Here is an 18,132-nt window from a genome sequence, read left to right as displayed (position 1 = left end):
TGGTCAGGCCGCGCCGGCGAGCTCCGTCTCGACCTCGGCGGCCCCCTCGTCGTCCCGCCCCCGACCGGCTGCGCGCCGCTCGAGCACCAGGCCGCCGATCGCGACGAGCGCGCCCGCGACACTGACCGCGGTGGCGAACACCAGCCCGGGCCGGAACCCGTCGAGCACCGCGGCCGGCGACGTCGCGGACCCGGCGTTCGACGCGATGATCGCGGTCGTGACGGCGAGGACGATGGCCGCGCCGACCTGCATCGATGTCTGCAGCACGCCGGCGGCGAGGCCCTGCTCGTCGTCGTCGATCCCGCTCGTGGCCTGGATGTTGATGGCGGGGAAGCCCACCCAGCCGATGCCGATCAGGATCAAGGTGGGCAGCAGCATGCCGAGGTACGACGGCGTGGTGTCGAGCCCGATCGTGAAGAGCAGGTAGCCCACCGCCATCACGGCCAGGGTCACCGCGATGATCGGTCCGGTGCCGAAGCGGTCGACGAGCTTGTCGGAGAAGACCGCCGACAGGGCGACCATCAGGCCGATCGGGAGCAGCGCGAGCGCGAGCTCGAGCGGCGTCCAGCCGAGGCCGTCCTGCAGGAACAGCGTGACGATGAACTGCCAGCTGAAGTACGACCCGCCGACCGCGACGATCGCCAGGCTGGCCCGGACCAGGGTCGCCTTGCGCAGGATGCCCAGCCGCACCAGCGGGTGGGCGATCCGGCGCTCGATCGTCAGGAAGGCGGCGAGCAGCACGGCCACCCCGACGAAGGAGACCACGGTCCGGGCCGAGGCCCAGCCGACCTCGGGGGCGGAGACCACCGTGTAGACGAGCAGCAGCATCGCGGCGCCGGAGCTGAGCGCGCCGAGCAGGTCGTGCCCACCCTCGTCGACCGGCTCGTCGCGGGGCACCAGCACCCAGGCGGCGGCCAGGGCGAGCAGCGCGATCGGCACGGGCAGCAGGAAGGTCCAGCGCCAGCCGACGCCGGTCATCAGGCCGCCGAACAGCAGGCCCGAGGAGTAGCCGCCGGCGCCGAAGACGGTGTAGATCGACAGCGCCTTGTTGCGGGCCGGGCCCTCGGCGAAGTTCGTCGTGATGATGGACAGGCCGGTCGGCGCGGTGAACGCGGCGGCGAGACCCTTGATGAACCGGGTCGCGATGAGCAGCGGGCCGGAGCTGACCAGCCCGCCGAGCAGGGACGCGGCGGCGAAGACGGCGAGGGCGATGAGGAAGACGCGGCGCCGGCCGAGCAGGTCGGCGGTGCGGCCGCCGACGAGCAGCAGTCCGCCGTACCCGAGGACGTAGCCGCTGATCAGCCACTGCAGCGACGAGGTGGTCAGGTCGAGCTCGGCGCCGATCGACGGAAGGGCGACGCCGATCATCGAGACGTCGAGGCCGTCGAGGAAGAGGACCACGCACAGGGTGATGAGCAGGCCCCAGGTGCGCCGCGACCAGCGGATCGCGTTGGTCGCGGGGGAGTGGAGGGAGGCGGCTGTCGAGGACATGACAGGGAACGATTCCATGCGTGCGCATTCAATGCAAGCGCAAATAATGCGTTTGCATGAAATTCATCGGATGGCTAGGATGCAGGCGTGCCGAAGGTCCCCGTCGCGAGCCCGCTGGTCGCCGAGTGGCGCCAGCTGCTCGACCGGCACGCCGCGGTGAGCTGCGCGCTCGAGAAGGCGCTGCAGGACCGGCACGGCATCGGGCTGAGCGAGTTCGAGACCCTCGACCGGGTCGTCGACGCCAACTGCGGCAAGTACCGCATGGCGGACCTGGCCGGCGACATCCACCTCAGCCAGAGCGCCCTGTCCCGCGCGATCACCCGCCTCGAGAAGGACGGCCTGGTCGAGCGCTCGGCGTGTGAGGAGGACCGGCGCAGCGTCTTCGTCTGCCTCACCGACGCCGGCCGCAGGCTGCACCACGAGGCGCTGCCCACGCACCGTGCGGTGCTCGAGGGCAGCTGGGACTGCTAGGACACGCCCCGGGGTCTCCCTAGGCCAGGCCGCTCAGGTCGTCGGGGACGTCGACCGCGTGCTCGCGCAGCACCTCGAGCGGGATCAGCCGCAGCGCGCGCTCGTTCGTCGAGGCGAGCACGACCGGCGCGGCCACCCCGTCGACGTACGCCTGCAGCCAGCGCCCGGCGACCACGCACCATCGGTCGCCGGGGTGCAGGCCGGGGAAGTGCCACTCGGGACGGGGAGTCGACAGATCGTTGCCGACCGCTCGCTGGTGGGCGAGGAACTCCTCGGTCATCACCGCGCAGACGGCGTGCACGCCGACGTCCTGGGGACCGCACGAGCAGGTGCCGTCGCGCAGGAAGCCGGTCATCGGGTCGGTGCCGCAGGGCTGGAGCGTCTCGCCCAGCACATTGCGCTCGGGTGCTCCGCCGGCCTCGGTCACGGGATCAATCCTCGCCCCGGGCGAGCAGCTGTGTCGACCGGGTCCGGTTCGCGGCGGTGTTGGTGAGCACGATGACGAGCAGGCCGAGGCCGGCATAGGCCGCGAGGACCACGAAGGCCGAAACGGTGGACGCGTCGGGGAAGTACATCGCGTCGCGGGCGACGGTCGCGCCGGCACCGGGTGGGAGCAGCTGGCCGACGGCGTTGCCGGCGCGCGGCAGCATCTCGGGTGCGATCGAGGAGCCGGAGATGATCAGGCCGAGGGTGAAGTAGAGGCCGCCGACCAGCGAGCCCGCGGGACCGAACAGAGCCACGAAGGCGGCGGTCGAGGCGGTCACGGCCAGGGAGATGAGGGCCAGGCCGCCGAAGAGGGTGAGGTGGTCGGCGTCCCGGCCCACGCCGAACAGCGCCATCGCGATCAGGGCGACGCCCGCCGAGGCGAGAGCGTAGACCACGAGCAGCGCCGCATGGCCGACGCCGCGGGCGGGCGAGCGCCGGGTCAGCCCGCGCAGCCGGCCGAGGGCGAGCGAGGCGATGGAGCCGCCGAGGCACAGGGCCTGGATCACGAAGCCGAGCGAGCTGCCGGCGCTGTCCTCCTTCGGCAGCGGCACGACGTCGGTCACCGGCGGCGCGGCCGCCAACAGGGCGACGGTCTCGGCCGGCACCGGTTGCCCGGCCGCGACGAGCTGGTCGACCTGGCTCCGCACCTGCTCCTGGTAGGCCGAGGAGAAGGACGCCTTGAAGAGGTTGGCCACCGACGGCGAGGCGGCCGTGGCGACGTACAGGGTCGGCTGCTGGCCGGCGAACGCGACGCCGCCGTACGCCCGGCGCTCGCGGATCGCCTGCTGCAGCGCGCTCACGTCGCCGTACTCCTCGACCTTGAAGTCGCCGCCCTCCTCGAGCGCCGTGGTGAGCTGGGCGCGCTGGTCGGTGGTGCCGACGACGCCGACGGGCAGGTCGTTGGGCGCGGGGGAGTGCGCCATGGCGAGGTAGTAGATCCCGAGGACGAGCTGGATCAGCGCGCCGACGACGGCGATCGCCAGGCCCAGCTTCGACAGCTTGCGGAGTCCGACCGGAGCAGGTGCGTCGCTCATGCTCCGAGCATGGCCCCTGAGGTCAGCCGCAGTTGTCGCACACGCCCGTCGCGGGCAGTGCCATGAAACACGTCGGGCAGATGGCGACGGTCGGCTCGGGGACGACCGGCTTGGCCGGTGGCTTCGGCTTGGTCGCCCGCGGCGCGCGGGCCGCCTTCTCGGTCGCCGCGGGCACCCGGCTCTCGCGGACGGCCGGCACCGGCGGCGCCTCCACGACCGGCGGCACCCAGCCCGGGGGCGGCGGGTCGGTGATGCCGAACCGGGCGAGCACCTCGCGGGCCGCATCGGTCGGCTGGTGCTTGGGCCGGGTGACGATGTCGAACGGCGACGAGGCGCCCTCGAGGAAGGTCTGCGCGTCGGGCCGCAGGGTGGCCGGCGGGCGGCGGTGCCGCCAGCGCTGCGGCGTCGCGCCCTTCTGGGTGATGGTCACCAGCTCGGGCCGGTCCCAGGCGACCAGTGCCCAGTCGTCGTGGTGGCTGGTCGCCCAGATCGCGAGGGCGACCTCGCCCGCCTCGGCGGCGGCGCGCAGCGCGATCCGCTCCGGGTTGGAGAACCGGCCCTTGACGTGGAGGACGCCGGGCAGCGGCTCGGAGACGTCGTACTCCTCGCCCTGCAGGTGGGTGATCAGCTTCGCGAGGTCAGGCGTGTTCTCCATCGCCCCCGATCGTAGTCGAGTCCTCCGCATCCCCCGCGACCGCGTCGGTGGCCTCGGCGATGATCCTCTCCATCGCCGCCCGGGCCGCGGCCGCGTCACCGGCGCGCACCGCGTGGGCCACCTCGACGTGCAGGTCGATCGCCTCGTCCTTGGGCCTGGTCGGCATCAGGTGGTGGTGGGTCCGCCCCGCCAGCACCTCGGCGACCACGCCGTCGAGCGCAGCCAGCATCTCGTTGCCGGATGCCTCCAGCAGCACCCGGTGGAAGACGATGTCGGCGGCCAGGAAGGACTCCAGGTCGCCCGCGCGGCCGTGCATCACCATCTCGCCGACGGCCGTCGTCAGCGCCCCACACTGCTCCGGCGTCGCACGGACGGCGGCCAGGGCGGCGGCGACGGGCTCGAAGCCGCTGCGCAGCTCGCCCAGGGAGCGCAGCTGCGCGGCCCGGTCCGCCGAGTCGAGCCGCCAGCGGATCAGCCGAGGGTCGAACACCTGCCAGCTGGTGCGCGGCTGCACGGTCAGGCCGACCCGCCGGCGCGAGGCCACCATGCCCATCGAGGCGAGCACCCGGACCGCCTCGCGCGACACCGATCGGCTGACGTCGTACTGGGTATCGATGTCGTCGAGCGTCAGCACCGCGCCCACGGCGAGCTCGCCGCTGACGATGCGGCGACCGAGCGCGTCGAGGACGTCGTCGTGCAGCGCGGCCACGCTCACCACCTTTCAAAAGTCAGATTTATTGGCCAGTAGGGCTTGTTAAAAGCAGATTAATAGTTGCAGACTGTGACGGCCAGCACATCCTCGGAGGATTTCATGACCAGCAGAAGCACCGACGCTAGGCCGATCCCACTCCTCGTCGTCATGGGGGTCTCCGGCTCGGGGAAGTCGACCGTGGGCGCCGCGATCGCGCAGCGCCTCGGTGTTCCGTTCGCCGACGCCGACGACTTCCACCCCCCGGCCAACATCGCCAAGATGACCGCGGGCATCGCCCTCGACGACGCCGACCGGATCCCGTGGCTCGAGGCCATCGGCCGATGGCTCGACGCCCACGACGACCGCGGCGGCGTGATCAGCTGCTCGGCGCTCAAGGTGGCCTACCGAGACCGACTGCGCGCCCACGCCTCGCGGGTCTCGTTCGTGCACCTGCACGGCGGTCGCGAGGTCATCGCCCGGCGCCAGGCCAGCCGTCCCGGGCACTTCATGCCGGCCTCCCTGCTGGACTCGCAGTTCGACACGCTCGAGCCGCTGGGTCCCGACGAGGCCGGCCTCGTCATCGACGTCGACCAGTCGGTCGACGCCATCGTCCAGGAGTACGTCACCCGGTCCGCCGAGGCCTGAGGAGTCCATCATGTCCGTTCCACTGATCGCCGCCGGCACCGACCTCGTCGAGCCCGTCGCCTCGGAGGGCCGCCTGGTCCTCGCCGCCCTCCTCGGCATCGGCGTCATCGTCGTCCTCATCATCGCCGCGAAGGTGCATCCCTTCCTCGCGCTCACCGGCGGGGCGCTGACCGTGGGCGTGGTCGCCGGGGTCGACGTCGAGACCGCGATCGCGAGCTACACCACCGGGTTCGGTACGACGGCCGCCGGCGTCGGCATCCTGATCGCCCTCGGCGCCATGTTCGGCAAGCTGCTCGCCGACAGCGGCGGCGCCGACCAGATCGTCGACACCATCATCGGCCACGCCTCACCCCGCGCGCTGCCGTGGGCGATGGCCGTCGTCGGCGCGATCATCGGCCTCCCGATGTTCTTCGAGATCGGCCTGGTGCTGCTGATGCCGGTGATCTACCTCGTCGCCCGCCGCTCCGGTCAGTCCCTGGTCACCATCGGCATCCCCGCCCTCGCCGGCCTGTCCGCCATGCACGGCCTGGTCCCGCCGCACCCCGGCCCGCTCACCGCCATCGACTACCTCGGCGCGGACCTCGGCACCACCCTCGCCCTCGGCGTCGCCGTCGCGATCCCCACCGTGATCATCGCCGGACCCGTCTTCGGCCTCGTCGGCCGGTACGTCGACGTAGCGGTTCCCGACCGGTTCGAGGGAACGCGCGACGAGGACCCCACCGTCCGGCCGTCGTTCGGCATCACCATCGCGTCGGTGCTGCTGCCGGTGGTGCTGATGATGGGCAAGGCCCTGGCCGACATCTTCATCGACGACGCCGGCGACCCGCTGCGTCGCACGCTCGACGTGCTCGGCACCCCGCTCATCGCGCTCGCCATCGCGGTGGTGGTCGCGATGTTCACCCTCGGCGGCCGGATGGGCCGCGACGGCGTCTCCGCCTCGTTGGAGTCGTCCCTGCCCGGCGTGGCCGGCATCCTGCTCATCGTCTCCGCCGGCGGTGGCTTCAAGCAGTCGCTGGTCGACACGGGCATCGGCACGATCGTCGCCGAGCGGGTCGCCGACTCGAACATCTCGGTGTTGGTGCTGGCGTGGTTCGTCGCGGTCCTGATCCGCCTCGCCACCGGCTCGGCGACCGTCGCCACGGTCACCGCGTCCGGCCTGCTCGCGCCGCTGACGGCCCAGCTGTCCAGCGGTGAGGTGTCGCTGATGGTGCTCGCCGTCGGCGCCGGCTCGGTGTTCTTCTCCCACGTCAACGACGCCGGCTTCTGGCTGGTGAAGGAGTACTTCGGGATGAGCGTCGGGCAGACGCTCAAGACCTGGTCGGCCATGGAGACGCTGCTGTCGGTGTCGGGGCTGGTGTTCGTGATGGCGCTCAACCTGGTCATCTGAGGTCCGTCGCGGGCCCGAACGGGCGGATCGAGGGCTGGGGTCTGCTCCATGGCGGGATCATGCACCAGGGGTCCGACACTGGCCGCGGGCTTTCCCCAGCGGTCAGACTGGGGCGGTGAGCGACCCTGTCATCCTCCTGGTCTCCGGCGACCACCTCGACGTACTCGACGAGCAGTTCCACCGCTACCGGCGTGAGTACGACGTGCGCGCGGCCGGCAGCGCCGCCGAGGCGAACGCGGTCCTCGAGCAGGCCCGTCGCGTCGGGCAGCCGGTCGCGCTGATCGTGACCGACTCGCGACTGCCCGACGAGACCATGCTGGTGGCGATGCACGACTGGCGTGGGTTCGTCCCCACCGCGCGCCGACTCGTGGTCATCCCGATCAGCCGGTTCGGCGAGGAGAGCGTGACGCTGCGGCCCTACCTGCAGAAGGGCAAGTTCGACACCTACCTCGTGCTCCCGCAGGGCCGTCGCGACGAGGAGTTCCACTACGCGGTGACCGAGATGCTCAGCGACTGGGGCGCGACGGTCGCCACCTCCGAGGTCGACTCGGTCCGGATCATCGCGCCCGAGGGACTGCCGCTGACGCTGGCCGTCCGCGACTTCCTCGACCGGCAGGGGATGCCGCACCGCAGCTACCTGCCCGAGAGTCCGCAAGGACAGGAGGCGCTCGCCCGGCTGGAGGGCCCGCCGTCGTACCCGCTCGTCCACATGACCTCCGGGGTCCTCGCCGACTACCCGGTCCTGGCACCGACCTCGACCCGCGAGCTCGGCGCGATGATCTACGGCCGTCCGTCCGACATCGAGGTCGACACGGTCGTCGACCTGGCCGTCGTCGGAGCCGGGCCGGCCGGCCTCGCCGCGGCTGTGTACGGCGCCTCCGAGGGCCTGTCCACCGTCGTGATCGAGTCCGAGGTGATCGGCGGCCAGGCCGGCACCAGCTCGATGATCCGCAACTACCTCGGCTTCCCGCGCGGCGTCTCCGGCCAGCGGCTCGGCCAGCGCGCCCGCACCCAGGCGATCCGGTTCGGCGCCCGGTTCTTCACCGGGTGGCCGGTCGTCGAGCTGCGGCCCGGCGTCGACGGCGCACCGCACACCGTGGTCACCGAAGGGGGAGACGTGCGCGCTCGCTCGGTCCTGGTCGCGGCCGGCGTCGCCTACCGCCGCCTCGGCATCGCCGCGCTGGAGGACCTGGTCGGCGCGGGCGTCAACTACGGGGCCGCGATGACCGCGGCCCGGGAGATGGAGGACCGCGACGTCTACGTCGTCGGCGGCGGCAACTCCGCCGGTCAGGCCGCCATCCACCTCGCCCGGTTCGCGCGGTCGGTGACGATCCTGATCCGCCGCGAGGACCTGACCGCGACCATGTCGACGTACCTCATCGACGAGATCGCGTGGAACCCGCGGATCGACGTCCGTCCGTGCACGGAGATCATCGACGGTGGCCCGGACGAGAGCGGGCAGCTCGGCTGGCTGCGCCTGTGCGATGTCCGCACCCGCGAGGAGGAGCGGGTCGACGCGGGTGGCCTGTTCCTGCTGATCGGGGCCGCCCCCCACTGCGACTGGCTGCCGGACGAGGTGCGCCGTGACGAGCACGGCTTCGTGCTGACCGGTCGCGACGTTCCCGCCGAGTGCTGGGTCGACGGCCTCCCGCCCGAGAACCTCGGCACCTGCGTCCCCGGAGTCTTCGCCGCCGGTGACATCCGGTCGGGCTCGATGAAGCGGGTCGCGTCGGCCAGCGGCGAGGGTGCGTCGGCGGTGTCGCTCGTCCACGGTTACCTGGAGGGGCTGCGGGTACCGCCCGCGCCATGACCTCCGGAATCGACCTGGGCCGCCCCGCGTCGGGCGATGTCATCGACCTGATCAGCGACGACCACCGACGCTTCGAGCTCCTCCTCGCGCAGCTGCGGCTCGGTACCGCCGACCGCGACGCCGTACGCCGGGCCTTCGCCGACGTCCTCGTCGCCCACGGCGAGGCGGAGGAGGAGATCGTCTATCCCGTGCTGCGCAAGGCGGCCTCCGACGTCGATGCGCACGACGTCCACCACGGGCGCGAGGAGCACGCCGAGGGCAATGACGCGTTGCTGGTGCTGCTCGAGCTCAAGGGCACCGAGACACAGGCCTTCTCCGACGCGGTGGAGGAGCTGAGCAACCTCGTCGCGCACCACATCGCCGAGGAGGAGCTGAGCATCCTCGAGCCGGCCCGGACCGAGGTCTCGACGAAGGTGCGCTGGGACCTCGGCGGCAAGTGGGCCAAGCGACGCAACCAGCTCATCGACGAGGGCTGCGGCTCGGTCGAGAACCTACGACGCCTCGTGGCCGCCGCCCAGCGGGATGGCCTGCTGCAGGACGCCTGACCCGACCGGCGGGAACCGGCGCCCCGGTTGTGTCGACCCCCCAAGCCATCATCTCCCCACCTGCCCGCGATGGTCGCGGCCGGACCCAGGAGGTGACCGATGCCCCTCGACTGCTCACCCGCCGCCGCCCGCCGTCGGCTCCCCGTCCGCGCCGACCTGTGCCTGGATCGCCACCTGACCACTGCTCCGGGTGCCGCCCGCGAGGCTCGGCGATGCGGCCGGGTGCCGCGCGCCTGCGCCCGTTCGCCGGGGCCCTCGTGGGGCCTCTCCTCCCGCCGCGTCGCCGGGCCCGGCCGAAATGCCCACTCCGTTGGGCGGTGTCGGCTGCGCCGGCGGGTCACCCTCGTCCCTGTGCCCGGTCGCCTGCTCCCCGTTGATCGGCGGGAGATCGCGCGTGAGTTCGGGGACCGCGTTCGGACGCTGCGCGTGACGCGTGGCATGACCCAGGAGGACCTGGCGGGCGCCTCCGGCCTGAGCCGCAACCAGGTGCAGAACATCGAGCACGCACGCAACAACGTGCTCGACGAGCACGGCCGTCCCGGACCGGCCAATCCCACGCTCGAGACGATCTGGGCGCTCGCCATCGCCCTGGGCGTCGATGCCGCCGAGCTGGTGCGGCGCGCCAACTGAGGCGGGGCCGGCTCAGCCGCGCGCGGCCACGGCCAGGACGACGAGCGTGCCGAGAAGGGCGCCGGCGGCCACGACCGGCAGCCCCGCCAGGCCGGCCCCGGCGACGGCGCCGCCGAGCGCGGTGGCGCCGAGACCGAGCGCGCGGGTGCGTCGCCGTACGCGTGCGACGCGGTGACTGATCGCGAACGCCTCGGCGATCCGGTTGACATCGAGGTCGGTGAGTCGGAGGTCGCCGGCCTCGACGTCGATGCGCAGGTCGCCGGCGCTCGCGCCGTTGCGGCTCGCCACCGCGACCGGCCGTCCGCGGGCGCGGGCGCGGTAGTCGGCCACGAGGCCGGCGAGGCTCGTGCCGTCGACGGCAGCGTGCCATCGGGCGATGCCGCAGGCGTCGGCGAGATGGCGGGTGTTGCGCTCGGTGTCGTCGGACAGCAGCACCGTCTCGACGCCGAGTGAGCGGAGCCGATCGACGCCGCTGCGCGCATCCGCACGCACGTCGTCGCCGACCGTGATGTAGCCGATCGGCCGCGCGTCCACCTTGACGCCCACCGTGACGCCGAGGTCGTCGCGCCCGGCCATGCCGAGCCACTCGGGCGGCCCGAGGTGCACCGGGTGGCGGTCGACCGAACCACTGATGCCGTTGCACCCGTGGTCCTCGACGCCGCTGAGCCGGCCCCGCCCCGCGAGCTGCGCCAGCGCGCGACCGACCGGGTCCTGCGCGGCATGGCCGAGCGCCCCGGCGAACCAGCGCAGGTTGCGCTCGTTGTCCGGGTCGAGGGCGTGACCGCCGCCACCTTGAGCTCGCCGGTGGTGACGGTGCCCCACCGGTCGAGGAGGACGACGCCGCTGCGCCGGGCGATGTCGAGCACGGCGTTGCGCCGCCAGCTGATCCCGGCCCGCCGGGCGCGGCGTGCCCCCAGCCAGGTCGCGAGAGGCAGCAGCCCGGCGAGTGCGGGCAGGAGTGCGACAGCCACGGTGAGTCCACGCATCACGGGTCCTGGGTGGACTTGTAGCGCTCGAAGTCGCTCTGGTCGCCGGCGATCCACAGCGGCACGCTGGCCTTGAGCACGAGAAGCAGCTGGGTCACCACGTCCGGATCGTGCAGCACCTCGCCGAACAGCTCGTTGATCCGCTTCCAGCGGTAGCGCACGGTTTGCGGGTGCACCCCCAGCCGGGCCGCGATCGCGGGCGCGCTCTCTCGGGTCTCCAGCCAGACCAACAGGGTCTCGGAGAGGATCTCGCGCGAGTTCTCGCTCTCCGCGAACAGCGGCTGCAGCAGGTCCTGAGCGAGCTGGCGACGCATCACCGGCTCGGCGTGCAGCCAGATCTCGGTGCGGTAGCGCGCACAGTCGATGACCGGCCGCTTCGGGATCACCCGGGCCCGCACGAGCGCGAGGGCGCGATGGCTCCAGCGCCAGGCGGCAGGTACGTCGGTCACCACGACCGGCCAGCAGCGCGCGATCCGCCGGCCGGGCGCCGCCGCCCGGATCCGCTTGGTCACCGCGTTCGCGACGGTGCTGTCGCACAGCACCACCTGCGGACTGCCCTGCCCGGTGAGCGCCTCGGCGCCGAGATCGTCGCCGTCGAGCGGGTGATCGTCGGGACCGAGGTCGACGGCCAGCACCGTGACCAGCTCCGGGATGTCCCACCGGGCCGCGGTCGCCCGTCCCTGCGCGTCGGCCGGATCCACGGCGGCGAGCAGGGCCTCGATCAGCTGGGTCCGGGCGATGCCGACGTCCTGGGCGCGCTCCGCGAGGCCGGCGTCGAAGCCGTGCTGGGCCTGCCTGGCCAGGTAGTCGAGGAAGCTGCTGACCGCGTCGTTCAGCGCGTTGAGGGCGTCGGCGGACAGCCCGTTCTCGGCCGCCCGGACCCGCAGCTCGTCGGAGATCTCGGCGGCCGCGACCTGCATCGCGTGGTCGATCGCCTCCCGGTCGCGTCCTCGTGCGGCCTGGCGGTAGCCGAGCTTGCGGAACAGGTCGTCGACCACGATGGTGCTGGTCGGCCGGTCGAGCACCTGGTCGACGAAGAGCCGCAGCGCCTGCTGCACCGCCTGCCGGACCAGCCGCCCGCGCTGACCGCCCGCCCCGTCACTGACCAGCCCCGCGATCCGCTCCGTCACCGTCGGCAGCTGGGTCTCGAGACTGCTGATCATCCAGCGCGCCACCCCGGGCAACGCCCACGACGCATGCGTCTCGGTCACTGCTCGCTGCTCCGCACGGGGCGCCTCCTCCTCGACCACCCGGCGCGCGTGACGGTTCCGCTGCCGGGTGGCCCCCGCCCGACCCTTGCGCACCACGGACGGCAGAGCCACCACCGTGCGGCGACCTGTTCGCAGTCAGGCGATCTTTTGTCATCCGGGTGACAAAATCCGCGCCTCGACGGACGGACCCCTGTGCCTTCGACGGTGTGACGGGGCTCTCAGCGACGATCCGACCGGTCGACAGGCCGGAAAGTTGTCATGCGCGTCACAGGATATGGCCGTTCGGGGGCCTTCTTGCCGTCGGTGTCTTGTGCGGACCTGGGCCGGGGTCGTGAATGTCCGGCAGTGACCGCCACTCGTCAGCAACTCCGCTGGAACGAGGACGGCACAGGAACTACCGAACCCAGGAAGTCGGAGGTCTCATCATGAAGAAGAAGCTCCTCGCAGTCGGCGGAGCGGTCGCGGGGGTCGCGCTGGCCGCGGCCCCCGCGCTCGCCACCGGAATGCCCTACACAGTTGCGGTGGGTGGCAGCACCGCGCCCAGCACCAGCCACCCCTGGACCGCCACGTCCGTCGGCGCCATCAACTTCAGCGTGCGCCACGTGGCGACGGGCGCCATCGTGAACATGAGCTGCACGTCCGCCAGCGCCAGCGGGCGGGCCAGCTCGGGCTCCGGTGTGGTCGACATCGCCAACATCGACAACACGACCTGGACCAGCTGCACGTCCTTCGCCGGCAACATGGCGGTGACCCAGACCAGCACGCCCTGGCAGGTCCACGGCGACACGTCGGCCGTCACCTCGGCTCAGACCGACAACGTCGCGGGGCACATCCACAACATCCGGGCGCACGTCGCCAACCCGGGCTGCACCTTCGACGTCGGCGGCCGGTCCACCGCGACGGCCACTCCGGGCGACGTGCCCGGGAGGGCCAACGCCACCTTCGACGAGGCCAACCAGCGCATCGTCGTCAACCAGACGGGCTACAGCCCCACGAACCTCGTGGTCTACAACGTGATCGGCTGCATCGGGCAGATCTCCGCCGGCGATCCGGCCAACTTCTCCGGCACCTACCAGGTCACCTCGACCGACGGGCCGATCAACGTCGTCAGCCAGCCGTGATCCACCCGGTGGGTGCCGTTCCCGGGACGGCGCCCACCGGCGGCCCGGCGGTCATCGGCCGCCCGAACCCGTCCAGCCCGACAGGCAGAGTGAGAGGCTCCGCATGAAGAAGCTCCTCGTCGCGGCCACAGCGGTCGCCGGAGTCGCACTGGCTGCGGCCCCCGGCTTCGCCGCCGGCACGCCTTCCACGGTGGCGGTGGGCGGCAGCACCGCGGCCAGCACCAGCCACCCCTGGACCGCCACGTCCGTCGGCGCTGTCACGTTCAGCGTGCGCCATGTGGCGACGGGTGCCGTCGTCGCGTGGAACTGCGCATCATCGAGCGCGACGGGCTCCGCAGCGTCAGGGCCCGGGGTCGTCGACATCGTCACCGTCGACAGCATCTCTTGGCGGACCTGCACGTCGTTCTTCGGAACGACGCCCCATACCCAGATCGCGACACCATGGCTGTTCCACGGTGATTCGGGCGCGGTGAGCGGGGCGCAGGAAGACAACGTGAGGGGACACCTCGACGGAGCCCGCATCCATGTGGCCAACCCGGGCTGTACGTTCGACCTCGGCGGTCGGTCTACCGCGGCGGCCACGCCGGGCGACGTGCCGGGCAAGGTCAGTACGACCTTGGACGAGACGAACCAGTATCTCGTCGTCAATCAGACGGGCTACAGCGCCACCGCCCTGGTGGTCCACAACGCCATCGGCTGCATCGGGCAGATCTCCAACGGGGACCCGGTGAACGTCTCCGCGACCTATCAGGTCACCTCCACCGACGGCCCCATCAACGTCATCAGCCAGCCGTGACCGCCCATCCCGAGCGGGCCCAGCTCCTGGACCGCTCGCACACCATCGAAGGAACGAAGATGACCACTCTCCACCGCCTGCTCGCCGCACTCGGCGCCCTCGCCCTGCTCATGCTCAACCCGGCCACCGCGCAAGCGGCCACCATCGTCGGCATCGAGCACGACGCCGCCGGCACCAGCCACATCGGCCGGCCCAACGCCGATGTCCGCCTCGGGCCCACCACCCTGCACACCGACCTCGACATCGAGACCGGTGACTTCACCGCGACGCTCCCGCTGCCCGGCACCGACACCCGGTTCGCGCTGGCCGGCTTCGTGCCGGTCACCGCGCGCGTCGACTTCCTTCCCGTCGGCCGGATCTCAGGGCGCCTCGACGTGGACGCGTCGAGCAACCTGGTCGTGTCGGGCACCGCTCGCTACTACGTCCGCCTGTCCAACATCCGGATCGCGGGCTTCCCGACCTTCACCGGCGCCAACTGCCGCACCGTCAGCCCGGTGACCATTCCCGTCGGCACGCCGGCCGGTGAGTCGTTCGACCTCCTTGCCGGTGGCCGCCTGACCGGCTCCTACTCGATCGGGCAGTTCCAGAACTGCGGCCTCAACACCTGGCTGATCAACTCCGTCGTGCCGGGGTCCAACAACACCATCGACCTCCGCGTCACCAACGGCCGCTACGTCTAGGACCTCGGCGACCGGCCGGGGACCCGTCGGTTCCTGGCCGGTTCGCCGGACCCGACCGATCGGCCTGTCACAGAAAGGCAGCCAGCAATGATCCGACCGCGTTCCCGCGGCGCCCATCGGTGGGTGGCCGGGCTCGCCGTGGTGCTGCTCGTAGTCCTCCTACGGACCCCGGCCGCGCCGGCGCACGCCGAACCGCCCAACCCTCCCTGGCCCGGCCTGCCGAGGTTCGGCTGTGACCCCGACCGGGTCCCGCACTGGTACAGCGGGGACGGCGACTACTCCTGCGGCTCCGTGGCCGCTTGGACGGGTGTGGCCCAGACGGGCATTGCTGGATCGGTCCGGTCCCGGCAGTGGGCTCGAGTGCCGACCTCCGCGCTCGCGGTCAACGTCATCTACGGCGCGCTGCCGGATCCCGACTCGCCAACGGGTTCGTCCTTCTCCAGCTTTCCCGCCGACGGCCGCGCCTTCTTCGTCTCGCCCCGGGGATCCGCGCAGGACTACGGCTGGTCGCCTCCGATCCAGGTGCGGACGATCGCGTTCGGCGCGATCCCCGTCGAGGCGACGCTGCAGCTCTCCCAGACCGTCGATGACGACGGTGAGCTGGTCGGTCTTCACTTCTCCGCCGTCACCAACAGGGAGCCTGAGAACGCTCGAACCCGGTACGACCCTGCGCCGCTCGAGGGCACGCTCGACGTCCATCTCCGAGACGTCAAGGTCGACGGCGTCCCTGTCAACCTCGGCCGTTGCGCGGCTCCTCGCGCGCGGCTGCAGGCCGTCTCCGACGCCCTGTACGTATCGACCGAGGGTGGCGGCGACTTCGCCAACTACGACCCGGGAGCAGGAGGCTTTCAGGCGATCATGGGCGGGATCTTCAACGGAGTGGTCGCGATTCCGCCCTTCGGGGAGTGCCGGACGACGACCGGTGACGACATTGCCCCGTTGCTCACCGCGATGGTCTCCGGCGAGGACAACCCGGTGAGGATCCGGGTCGGCTCTCCATCGTGCTTCACTCCGGGGCCGGACTACGCTTATCAGCTTCCCCCTGCCCCGGGCCAGAGCGACCCGGTCGAGGCGAACTGCCTGCAGTGGGGCGGCAACCAGTGGCTGGGTGACTTCAACCCCCGGGTCTACGCCATCCCGCCCGACCTGCCGTTGCCCGACGGCCCGCGGCCGTGAGCCCTCACCCACCCAGGCGGGTGCTCCGCGGAGTCGTGCGCGACCCCGCGGAGCACCCGGTCTCCACGCGATTGCGCCCATCCGCTGAACGAAATCCACGATGACGACGGCGGACCGGCAGCTCGCCGCATTGCACCGCATCGCCACGGCGCTGCGCGGCTCGCTGGTCAACAAGAGCCTGTTGCTGGCGACCGCCCTGGTGGTGGCCGACACTTTCGTGGTCGCGCACTACCAGCCTGCGACGGCGTTGGCGTTGCTGCGCACCACCCCGCCACTGACCCTGCTCACCGGTGTGATGCTCAACCTGGCTCCGGTGCTGTTGACGCTCGGAGCCTGGTGGTACGCCTGCTGGGGCGCGGTGGCGGTGGCGGACCGTGACGCTGAGCAGACCCTGGTCAGGTACGGCAAGTCTCTGCTGTGCCTCCTGCTCGGCGCGCTCGTGGTCGACGAGGGCCAGCAGGTGCCGTGGTGGGGGATCGGGCTCGTGGTCGTCGCGGGGTGGGCGATCGGCCAGTGGGCGTCCGAGCGGGTGGACCGCGACGATGAGAGCTGGGGTCTGATGGCGGTCATGGCTGCGGTCGCCGTGTTCGTCGCCTTGGCTCAGCCGACCTTGAAGGACAGGGCGACCTTGGACGCCGTCGCGCGCCCGTTCCTGCCGGTCGAACGGATCGAGATCCTGACCGAGGAAGCCCCGGGCACGGCCGATCCGCAGGCGCCGGCGACGCAGTACGAGGTCGGCTACGTCCTGCAGGCCGACGAGGTGTGGACGACGGTGATGCGCCACCGGGACCGGTCGATCCGCTACGTCCGCTCAGCGTTGGTCCACGGCCGGACCAGTTGTCTGGCCGAGGGCAGCGGGCCGGTCCGGCCGCCCCTGGGCCTGGAGCTGCGTACCGCCGACGTCTCCCGCTGCCCGTCCTGAGAGTGCCCTTTCCATCGGGCGCCGGGACCGGTGATTTGTCATGGCGATGACAAAATCGGAGCCGGTCACCCGGCGCTGAGGTCTCGAATCCGAGGCCCACTGCGTTGTGCACGGCCGATTCGGCTCCTTCCGCCCGCTGCGTCGCGGTTTTCTTGTCATGCCGATGACAACATCTCGCCGAATCGCGACCAGATCGCCCATGGGGACTGGGCAAAGCCCCACCACGGACCTTGACTTGGCCCAGCCACACGGGGGCCCGCAGAGCGACATCGCCCCCGAGGACGGGGGAAGAGAAGGATGGCACCGCACCGGGTTCGGGCCGCGATCGTCGCGGCCATCGGGCTGCTCGTCGTCGTCGGCATCGTCGTCGGCGTGATCGGTTCGTTCGTGCTGCCGGCCGAGCAGCGGCCGGCGAGCCGGCCGGCGCCGCGCGCGACGGCTCCGGCGTCGACGGGCCCGGCGATCGCGGCGGAGCAGGCGCGGGCGGCGGTCGTGGTGCCGCCCACCCCCTCTGCCGTACGACGTGCCCGGGCCGGGCGGCCGGGCGCCTACCCGGGGCCGCTCGGCTCCGTGCCGCCCGAAGCGCTCGCCGCCTACCAGCGGGCGGCGGCCGTCCTCGAGGCCGCGGACGACTGCGGACTGGACTGGACGGTGCTGGCGGCGATCGGCCGGGTCGAGTCCGCTCACGCTCGTGGCCCGGCGGTCGGGAAGTCGCTCGACAGCCGGGGTGGGCGCGGCCAGGTCGCGGACACCGACGGCGGCGCCTTGGACGGGGATCCGCGGTGGGACGCGCCGGTCGGCCCGATGGGGCTGCTGCCGACCACGTGGACCCGGGTCGCGGTCGACGCCGACGCCGACGGGATCCGCGACCCGCGCGACATCGACGATGCGGCGCTGGCCGCCGCCGTCCAGCTGTGCGCGGGCCAAGACCTGAGCACCCCGCGCGGACTGCGGGCCGCGCTGGCGGCGTACCACCCGGCACCCGGGTTCGTCCGCACCGTGCTGCGGATCGCCCGGCGCTATGAGCGGCAGTCCACCGAGGTTCCGGTGGTCCCGATCCCATCCCCACTGCCGGTGCTGCCCGAGGACTGCGCGTGCGAGTCGGCGCGACTGCGCGACCCCATCGACGAGCTCGCCGCCACCGCGTCGGCCGGCACGCCGCATCCCACGGCGACCCCCGTGCCCACGACGAGCCCCACGCCGACGCCGACGCCGGCACCGACGCCGGCACCGACGCCGACACCCACAGCGACACCCACAGCGACACCCACGCCGACGCCGACGCCGACGCCCGGCGACGAAGTCACGGAAGAACCGACCGATCCCACCACCCCGACCATCCCCGAGCAGTCATGACTCCCCGCGCACCGCGCACCGACAGGCAGGAGGCCCGCC

The 18,132-nt window shown here is 72.1% G+C and carries 19 protein-coding genes; 12 read left to right on the top strand and 7 right to left on the bottom strand.

Features of this window, described 5'->3' with window-relative positions:
- Positions 1-3: 3 nt before the first annotated feature.
- Complete coding sequence (locus JOD66_RS06385; protein WP_204836064.1) at positions 4-1,491, bottom strand: MFS transporter; 1,488 nt, start codon at positions 1,489-1,491, stop codon at positions 4-6.
- 87 nt (positions 1,492-1,578) lie between these two features.
- Between JOD66_RS06385 and JOD66_RS28160 the strand changes: the two genes are divergently transcribed.
- A complete protein-coding gene (locus tag JOD66_RS28160; protein ID WP_204836063.1) occupies positions 1,579-1,962 on the top strand; it encodes a MarR family winged helix-turn-helix transcriptional regulator in 384 nt (127 codons plus the stop codon).
- Between the two features lie 19 nt (positions 1,963-1,981).
- On the opposite strand, the gene JOD66_RS06375 is transcribed toward JOD66_RS28160, so the two are convergent.
- The 4 genes from JOD66_RS06375 to JOD66_RS06360 are packed head-to-tail and all read right to left on the bottom strand — an operon-like array spanning position 1,982 to position 4,846.
- A complete protein-coding gene (locus JOD66_RS06375) occupies positions 1,982-2,389 on the bottom strand; it encodes a DUF2237 family protein (protein ID WP_307823343.1) in 408 nt (135 codons plus the stop codon).
- A 4-nt stretch (positions 2,390-2,393) separates the two neighbouring features.
- Positions 2,394-3,482: an ABC transporter permease gene (locus JOD66_RS06370; protein WP_204836061.1), complete on the bottom strand. Its 1,089-nt coding sequence runs from the start codon at positions 3,480-3,482 to the stop codon at positions 2,394-2,396.
- A 22-nt stretch (positions 3,483-3,504) separates the two neighbouring features.
- Positions 3,505-4,137: a hypothetical protein gene (locus tag JOD66_RS06365; protein WP_204836060.1), complete on the bottom strand. Its 633-nt coding sequence runs from the start codon at positions 4,135-4,137 to the stop codon at positions 3,505-3,507.
- Positions 4,121-4,846 carry a FadR/GntR family transcriptional regulator gene (locus tag JOD66_RS06360; RefSeq protein ID WP_307823341.1) on the bottom strand — a complete coding sequence of 242 codons (726 nt, stop codon included), beginning with the start codon at positions 4,844-4,846 and terminating at the stop codon, positions 4,121-4,123. Before JOD66_RS06360 ends, JOD66_RS06365 begins: the two co-directional genes overlap by 17 nt.
- Positions 4,847-4,948: 102 nt before the next feature.
- Here JOD66_RS06360 and JOD66_RS06355 point away from each other — a divergent pair, with 102 nt between their 5' ends.
- The 5 genes from JOD66_RS06355 to JOD66_RS28965 all read left to right on the top strand — a co-directional run bounded on the left by JOD66_RS06355 (position 4,949) and on the right by JOD66_RS28965 (position 9,845).
- On the top strand, positions 4,949-5,473 hold the full coding sequence (locus tag JOD66_RS06355) for a gluconokinase (RefSeq protein WP_239545105.1): 525 nt from the start codon (positions 4,949-4,951) through the stop codon (positions 5,471-5,473).
- Positions 5,474-5,483: 10 nt separating this feature from the next.
- Positions 5,484-6,860, top strand: a complete 1,377-nt coding sequence (locus JOD66_RS06350) for a GntP family permease (protein ID WP_204836059.1) — start codon at positions 5,484-5,486, stop codon at positions 6,858-6,860.
- A 115-nt stretch (positions 6,861-6,975) separates the two neighbouring features.
- On the top strand, positions 6,976-8,670 hold the full coding sequence (locus JOD66_RS06345) for an NAD(P)/FAD-dependent oxidoreductase (RefSeq protein ID WP_204836058.1): 1,695 nt from the start codon (positions 6,976-6,978) through the stop codon (positions 8,668-8,670).
- A complete protein-coding gene (locus tag JOD66_RS06340; protein WP_204836057.1) occupies positions 8,667-9,215 on the top strand; it encodes a hemerythrin domain-containing protein in 549 nt (182 codons plus the stop codon). Before JOD66_RS06345 ends, JOD66_RS06340 begins: the two co-directional genes overlap by 4 nt.
- A 99-nt stretch (positions 9,216-9,314) precedes the next feature.
- Positions 9,315-9,845, top strand: coding sequence for a helix-turn-helix domain-containing protein (locus tag JOD66_RS28965; protein ID WP_275579799.1), 531 nt, complete (start codon positions 9,315-9,317; stop codon positions 9,843-9,845).
- 12 nt (positions 9,846-9,857) lie between these two features.
- Here the strand turns inward: JOD66_RS28965 and JOD66_RS06330 are convergent, their stop codons facing one another.
- On the bottom strand, positions 9,858-10,667 hold the full coding sequence (locus tag JOD66_RS06330) for an HAD family hydrolase (RefSeq protein WP_204836055.1): 810 nt from the start codon (positions 10,665-10,667) through the stop codon (positions 9,858-9,860).
- Between the two features lie 163 nt (positions 10,668-10,830).
- Positions 10,831-12,042 (bottom strand): PucR family transcriptional regulator, encoded by a 1,212-nt coding sequence (locus tag JOD66_RS29390; RefSeq protein WP_204836054.1) that lies wholly within the window; start codon positions 12,040-12,042, stop codon positions 10,831-10,833.
- A gap of 425 nt (positions 12,043-12,467) precedes the next feature.
- Between JOD66_RS29390 and JOD66_RS06320 the strand changes: the two genes are divergently transcribed.
- The 6 genes from JOD66_RS06320 to JOD66_RS06295 all read left to right on the top strand — a co-directional run bounded on the left by JOD66_RS06320 (position 12,468) and on the right by JOD66_RS06295 (position 18,093).
- Positions 12,468-13,163: a hypothetical protein gene (locus JOD66_RS06320; RefSeq protein WP_204836053.1), complete on the top strand. Its 696-nt coding sequence runs from the start codon at positions 12,468-12,470 to the stop codon at positions 13,161-13,163.
- A gap of 103 nt (positions 13,164-13,266) precedes the next feature.
- Positions 13,267-13,959 (top strand): hypothetical protein, encoded by a 693-nt coding sequence (locus JOD66_RS06315; RefSeq protein ID WP_204836052.1) that lies wholly within the window; start codon positions 13,267-13,269, stop codon positions 13,957-13,959.
- 59 nt (positions 13,960-14,018) lie between these two features.
- A complete protein-coding gene (locus tag JOD66_RS06310; protein WP_204836051.1) occupies positions 14,019-14,639 on the top strand; it encodes a hypothetical protein in 621 nt (206 codons plus the stop codon).
- Positions 14,640-14,999: 360 nt separating this feature from the next.
- Positions 15,000-15,815 carry a hypothetical protein gene (locus tag JOD66_RS06305; RefSeq protein WP_204836050.1) on the top strand — a complete coding sequence of 272 codons (816 nt, stop codon included), beginning with the start codon at positions 15,000-15,002 and terminating at the stop codon, positions 15,813-15,815.
- A gap of 100 nt (positions 15,816-15,915) precedes the next feature.
- Positions 15,916-16,737, top strand: a complete 822-nt coding sequence (locus JOD66_RS06300; RefSeq protein WP_204836049.1) for a hypothetical protein — start codon at positions 15,916-15,918, stop codon at positions 16,735-16,737.
- 297 nt (positions 16,738-17,034) lie between these two features.
- Entirely contained in the window at positions 17,035-18,093 is a 1,059-nt protein-coding gene (locus tag JOD66_RS06295) for a lysozyme family protein (RefSeq protein WP_204836048.1), read from the top strand.
- The last annotated feature ends 39 nt before the right edge of the window (positions 18,094-18,132 follow it).

Source organism: Nocardioides nitrophenolicus (genome assembly GCF_016907515.1).
Taxonomy (GTDB): domain Bacteria; phylum Actinomycetota; class Actinomycetes; order Propionibacteriales; family Nocardioidaceae; genus Nocardioides; species Nocardioides nitrophenolicus.
Note: the sequence above shows the minus strand (reverse complement) of the source record. Positions and strands in the feature narration are given on the sequence as shown.